Raw genomic sequence first — 5,952 nt, 5'->3', positions numbered from 1 at the left:
CGAGTAAAACATAGCAAAAACGAGTTTGCAAAGGGGCATAACCACATCAACGAAATTGTGAATTTCTAGGGCTTTGCGAAGTTGACACTTGCCAAATTTCATGGCTAAAAAGAAAATTTTATCCTTCACTTAAAAGAAACAAAATTAAGACGAAAAATTTAAGGCAATATTCTCATCAAAATTTGCTGAAATTGATAAGAGAAAATCCTATTAAGTTTAGTTGAGCCTTTAAAATATATGATGAATATAATGAAAAATTTGATGATTTTACAGCTAATAAATTACTAGATTTAATTATGAAAAATAAAGATAAATTAAATGCGAGGGAAACAAAGCAATGATATGTGCAATTTGTAATGTGCTAGATTATATTGGCACAATGCTTTTTGCATGGCTTGTTGTGCAATTTCCTTTGGTGATAATGCTTACAGGGCTTTTGCTTGCTTGCATTCTTTACAATTTGATACTTGCAGTATATTTTTGTGTCAAAAAATCAAAGACAAAAATGTATAAGAGATTGAGAAATAGTTTATATGCTTTATTGATACTTGCTCTGTTTGCGTTTTTGAGGTGGGAAGTAAAAGCAGTATTTGCTATCCTTGCACACCTGCTGGTAAGGTAGAAGGAGCAGAGTATGAAAGCATAACAAATAAACAATACTGCAAAGAGTATGGGTAAAATGGCATAAATTTAGCATAGAATTTATGTGAATTTAAAGAGTGCTTAAGATAAATGAATTTTTACTAAAATTGTGTTTTGCAAATTTTAAGCCAAAGAAAGGCGAAAATACCAAGCAATAAAATAACATCCCCTTTTTACAAAAACAACAAAAATATTTAAAAGCTTTTCAAGGCTCAAAATGATTTAATGGATTTTCTCTTATCAATTTGAGTAAATTTTGCTGAGAATTTTGTCTTAAATTTTTACTATTATGTCTAAGTTTTATTTCCTTGCAAGTAATAAAATGTGCTTTCTTTATACTGTGAATTTGGCAGATAAAGATTTCACAAAGCCACCTTTTGCTTAAAACCACTAGCCTTAGCAAGGTAAAAAATTCACAGTTTGTCTTTATGTTATCTTGCTAAGTTGAAAATTCAAATTTAACGCGTTTTACTCGCTAAGTTTGCTTATTCTTAAAAAGTTGTAGCGTTAAACTGTCGCAAAATTAAAATGCCTCATAAGCTTGATAAATCATATAAATTCAAATTCCTTGAATTTAAGTTCTTAAATTCTAAAAAATTCAAACACAAATCATATATTTTTTTCATCTAAGCTTTTATGCTTTAAAAATGTTCTTTATCAAGTTAAAGATCTCGCATAAAAGCTTGGTTTTATTTTATAAGATAGGCTTTAAGAAAAAAACAGTTACACAACAGCCTTTTTAGGCTATATCTAAGTTTATTTTTTGACAGTTTTTTTCTTAGTGAGGGCTTGGCTACTAAAAATTCACTCAGTTTATCAAAAGCCCTTTGTATGTGGGGATATTTTTTATTTGCAAGATAAAAATATGGAAAAAAGGTAAATTTATCCTCTCCTATCTTATCGTAATTTAAGCAAAGTAGATCTAGGAATTTTTCAAAATTCAAAGAAGCAAGATAGGCTTCAAGCTCCTTTGTTTTGTGGTATTTGGCTAGGACATAGGCAAGATAAATTTTGTATCTGTAATTATCCTTATTTAACTCGCTTGCCCTTTCTATAAATCTCTTTTGCTCATCTTTTAACCTTAAACCCTTAGCCATTAAAAAAAGATGGGCGTAAGAAAAGCTTTGATGATAGAGATTAAAGGGATATTTTTCTACAAGCGTTTTTATGCCCTCATAATCTTTTTTTGCGCTTATGATCTTGTAGATATTTTGATTATACTCAGCCCTTGCTATTAAGGATGCAAGAGATGATACATTTGAGGTGGCTGCGTAAATTTCACTAGCACAAGACATAACCGTTAGATCAAAGATCAAAAGCTCACTAATGCTAAGCTTGTCAAAATCCCTTAAACTCTCAGCTGAGATGAGATTTGCTTGATTAAGATAATTTATCATTAAAATAGCATTGCTTGGATCATCTGAAAAGATGATTAGTTTTTGATCTTTGGGTAGTTTTTCTATAAGCTTCATTGCAAAGTGCAAGGGTGTAGCTTGCCACATAACAGAGAGCATATGGCTAAACTCGTTATAGCCGTAAATACAGTCACCAGCTCTAAGATGAAGAGCGCTAAATTTACCAAACCTAGACGCACAGCCTTTTGCCCAAGATATAAGCTTATTTATCTTAGGGCAAAACTTCACTAGCTTAAAAAAGTCCTTGAAAATCTCCTTATCATCCTCATCATTAAAGATAAAATCCCCACAGTTTATATCAAAATACACAAAATCACTTGACATCATAAAGGCTTTAAAGCTCTCAAAATCTCTTAGATCTAAGGGATGCTTTGACATAGTCCAAACCTTGCTTTCCTCTCTTTTTGCTTCTATGCAGTGCTGTGATAAAAACTCTTTGTCAAAAATTGTTTCCTTGCTATCTACCTTAGCACCTATTATTTTTAAACCGTTAAATTCTTTGTAGATTGTATCATTCATAGGCCTTCCTTCAAAGCCAGCGCAAATTTCATCCTCCCAAATGAACTTAAAATCACACCCAAGCTTCCTTGAAAGATAAATAACAGTTATAATCCCATAAAACCTAGCACAGTTTGCATCTGTTCGATTTGAGACAAGATATTTTTGCATCTTAGATCCTTAAAATTAGTTTGCTTTTTTAAAGGCTTTTTAAAAGACATTAAACTTAGCCCTTATCATTTTAAGCTCTTAAAAAACTTAGAAACTAACAAGCTTAGTCAAACAAGAATGCCTTTTAATGTTTTAAATTTAAGCTCCTTTGTATAAGCTTGAATATAAGCCATTTAACTTGATCTAAAAAGATCAACACTTTTTTAAAAAAAAAGATCTTTGAATTTAAAAATTTGCCAAGAAAGCAAGATTCTTGAATTTAAAGAGCCTTTAAAGCTTATCTTTTAAATTCACAAAACTATAAAATCCTAAGGCGAAAGTATAAATTGCCAAACTTAAAATAAGCAAGAACTTCCTAAACCAAATTGGCTAACTAAAAAGCCTTTGAGTTAAAATCAATAAATCTTTCTTAGCACATAATTTTGCTCTTGTACTATAAGTCCGCTTTTTTGATATACCTTGAAGGCTGCTGGGTTGTTAGAAGAAGTTGTAGTAAGCCTTGTGCCTCTTAGATCGTCAAGCAAATACTGTCCTAGCTTAAGATGCTTAAATTTAGGAAAAACGCCTACCAAAAGAGCATTTATGCCTTGCTCATCTTCTTTGCAAAGACAAAAGCCATATACCTCATCATCAAGCTTACCAAGCATCATATAAGTGTGCTTATCATAAAACAAATCCCTACACCAGTTTTGATACCTCTTGCAAGCTATCTCTTGAGATAAAGCAGGATCAAGGCTCACCCTGTCGCTATCAAACATACCAGGGCTTATCTTTGAAATCACACCCTCCCAAGCCTCCTTGTCCTTTTCAAGCCTTTCTTTGCTAAGTTTGCCCTTAATCCTTGGCTTTGAATTTTTTGCTTTGAAATGCTCTTTAAAATGAAGCTGGGTTTCTAAGAAGCGAAAGCCCTCATCCTCAAGGGCGTGTAGGGCTTTTAGATTACCCACAGGAAGCTTGATTACCACATAGGCATTTTTGAAGTTTTGTTTGTGAATTTTTTCCAAAACAGTTTCAAATTCAAGCAGATCCTCCTTGTCTATTTGAATTTCATAAGCATCCATATCAAAATTTCGCCTCTCCCAGCTAGCGTTTATGATCCTCATACTATCAAGTCCTCATACAAGGGCTTTACTGTGTTTATTGAATAAACTCTTTCATAATGCCTTAAAACCCTCTCTTGCATAGCCTTATAAAAGTCCTTGTCATTAATCAGCCTTAAAGCACAGTTATACATAGCCTCGCTACTTTTGCAAGCTAACTCATAATCCTCATAAAGATACTCCTCAAAGCTTCTAAATTTTTCCTCCTCATTTATCTTTATGATCACAGGTTTTGATCTTCTAATGCAATCAACTAGAGTTAAGGCTGATCCTTGAGGAAAGGAATCTATATAAAAATCACAAAGAGCTATGTAATCATTAAAATTTGAACTAAAATCAACCCTTATAAAACGCTCATCCTTAAAGCCTAAATTCATATCACTAGCACCTCCAACCCAAATGTGATAAAGATTTTCTTCTTTTTGCAAAAGCCTTTTGATCAAGGAAAAATACTCCTCTTTAAGCTTAGAAGAAGCACAGCCTGTTAGTGAGATAATGGCATTTTCAGGTATGTTTAACTCCTCTTTTAAACTTAGTTTTTCTCCCCCCATTAAAAAGGGCAAGGAGATTAAATTATCATAGCCTCTTAGATAAGGGCTTATAGCAAGCCCATCCTTTATGCCAGAGATGATCTTATTTGCATAGATAGTTCCTAGACAAAAATAATGTGAAGCGTGATTAAAAAAGATGATATTTATATTTGTGTGCTTTTTAAGCAGATATAAAACCCCGGCCCCAACTAGATCATCAGGATGAATATTTACATTAACAGTGCTAATTTTATGCTCTAAGATATATTCATAACACTCTCTAAGCTTATCAACAAAGCCCTCGCATTTTGAAAGGTAGTAATTGTGAGCCTTTCTTTTTAAAAGAATGGATTTTTTAAGAGCTTGTTCTTCTTGCTTGAAAGTGCTTGTATTATACACATAGATTAAATAATCCTTGCTAAAAACATCCAAATAACGAAGTAGTAATTCTGTATGTCCTCCCGTGTCGTAAAGCTCGGTATTTAAAAACAAGATCCTTGTTTCATAGCCTTTTATATCTATTTTTTGAGTAGTGAATTTTTTATGCGCTAACATTTTATCTATGATCTTTTCATTTAGCTTCTCATAAGAAAGATGCTTTTCAAAGGGCAAAAGATCCATTCTAAGTAATTTTAAAAGAAACTTAAAAGCCTTGTTGTAGTTGCCAATTAAGAGATAAAAATGTAATTTGATCTTATATTTTAGGCTTTTTAGCTTTGATCTCATTTTAAGACTTAAAAAACTTTTTTACAGTATCAAAGATAAAATCCATATCCTTCTTAGAAAGTCCGTAAAAGATCGGCATTCTCACAAGGGTATCGCTTATCTCATTAGTAATACTCAGATCCCCACAAACCCTGCCAAACCTCACTCCCGCAGGCGATGAGTGTAGTGGTATGTAATGAAATACTGAATTTATGCCCCTTTGTTTTAAATACTCTATAAATTCACTTCGCTTTTGTAAATTCTTAAAAGTAATATAATACATATGGGCATTATGAGTGCAATTTGTCGGTATCACAGGACGTTTTATTAAGCCTTGTTCTTCATAGCTTTTAAAAAATTTATGATACTTGTTGTAAATTTTTAGCCTTTTGGCATTGATCTTGTCTATGTTTTCAAGTTGGGAGTAAAGAAAAGCAGCTATAAGATCTGAGGGCAAAAAGGACGAACCCACATCCACCCAAGTGTATTTATCCACTTCGCCACGAAAAAATTTAGAGCGGTTTGTGCCTTTTTCTCTAATAATTTCAGCCCTTTCTATGAATTTTTCATTATTTATAACAAGGGCTCCGCCTTCTCCGCTGATGACATTTTTGGTTTCGTGGAAAGAAAAACAAGCAAGATCTCCTATGGTGCCCAGCTTACGACCTTTATAAGTGCTTGAAAGAGCCTGGGCTGCATCTTCTATGACTAAGAGACTGTGCTTTTTAGCTATTTGCATAATCTTATCCATCTCACAAGCCACCCCTGCATAATGCACGGGCACGATTGCCTTTGTTTTAGGAGTTATGGCAGCTTCTATTAAATCTTCGTTGATATTTTTGGTATCAGGGCGAATATCAACAAAGACAGGAACCCTCTCTTCCCCTCCCC

Annotated in this window: 4 protein-coding genes and 1 pseudogene; 1 reads left to right on the top strand and 4 read right to left on the bottom strand. The window is 33.0% G+C overall.

Annotation, left to right across the window (positions count from 1 at the left end):
* Positions 1 to 224: pseudogene (locus DMC01_RS15475) on the top strand (IS1595 family transposase); the annotation flags it as partial.
* A 1,107-nt stretch (positions 225 to 1,331) separates the two neighbouring features.
* Here DMC01_RS15475 and DMC01_RS11840 read toward each other — a convergent pair.
* The 4 genes from DMC01_RS11840 to rffA all read right to left on the bottom strand — a co-directional run.
* Complete coding sequence (locus DMC01_RS11840; protein WP_142694404.1) at positions 1,332 to 2,726, bottom strand: hypothetical protein; 1,395 nt, start codon at positions 2,724 to 2,726, stop codon at positions 1,332 to 1,334.
* A 395-nt stretch (positions 2,727 to 3,121) separates the two neighbouring features.
* On the bottom strand, positions 3,122 to 3,829 hold the full coding sequence (locus DMC01_RS11835) for a hypothetical protein (protein WP_142694403.1): 708 nt from the start codon (positions 3,827 to 3,829) through the stop codon (positions 3,122 to 3,124).
* Positions 3,826 to 5,082, bottom strand: a complete 1,257-nt coding sequence (locus DMC01_RS11830) for a hypothetical protein (RefSeq protein WP_142694402.1) — start codon at positions 5,080 to 5,082, stop codon at positions 3,826 to 3,828. Before DMC01_RS11830 ends, DMC01_RS11835 begins: the two co-directional genes overlap by 4 nt.
* 1 nt (position 5,083) lies before the next feature.
* Positions 5,084 to 5,952: dTDP-4-amino-4,6-dideoxygalactose transaminase (gene rffA / locus DMC01_RS11825; protein WP_142694401.1), on the bottom strand; the 869-nt coding region annotated here is incomplete at its 5' end.

The organism is Campylobacter troglodytis (assembly GCF_006864425.1).
In the GTDB taxonomy this organism is placed as follows: Bacteria; Campylobacterota; Campylobacteria; order Campylobacterales; family Campylobacteraceae; genus Campylobacter_D; species Campylobacter_D troglodytis.
The sequence above is the reverse complement of the archived record's forward strand: the minus strand, read 5'-3'. Positions and strand labels throughout refer to the sequence as shown.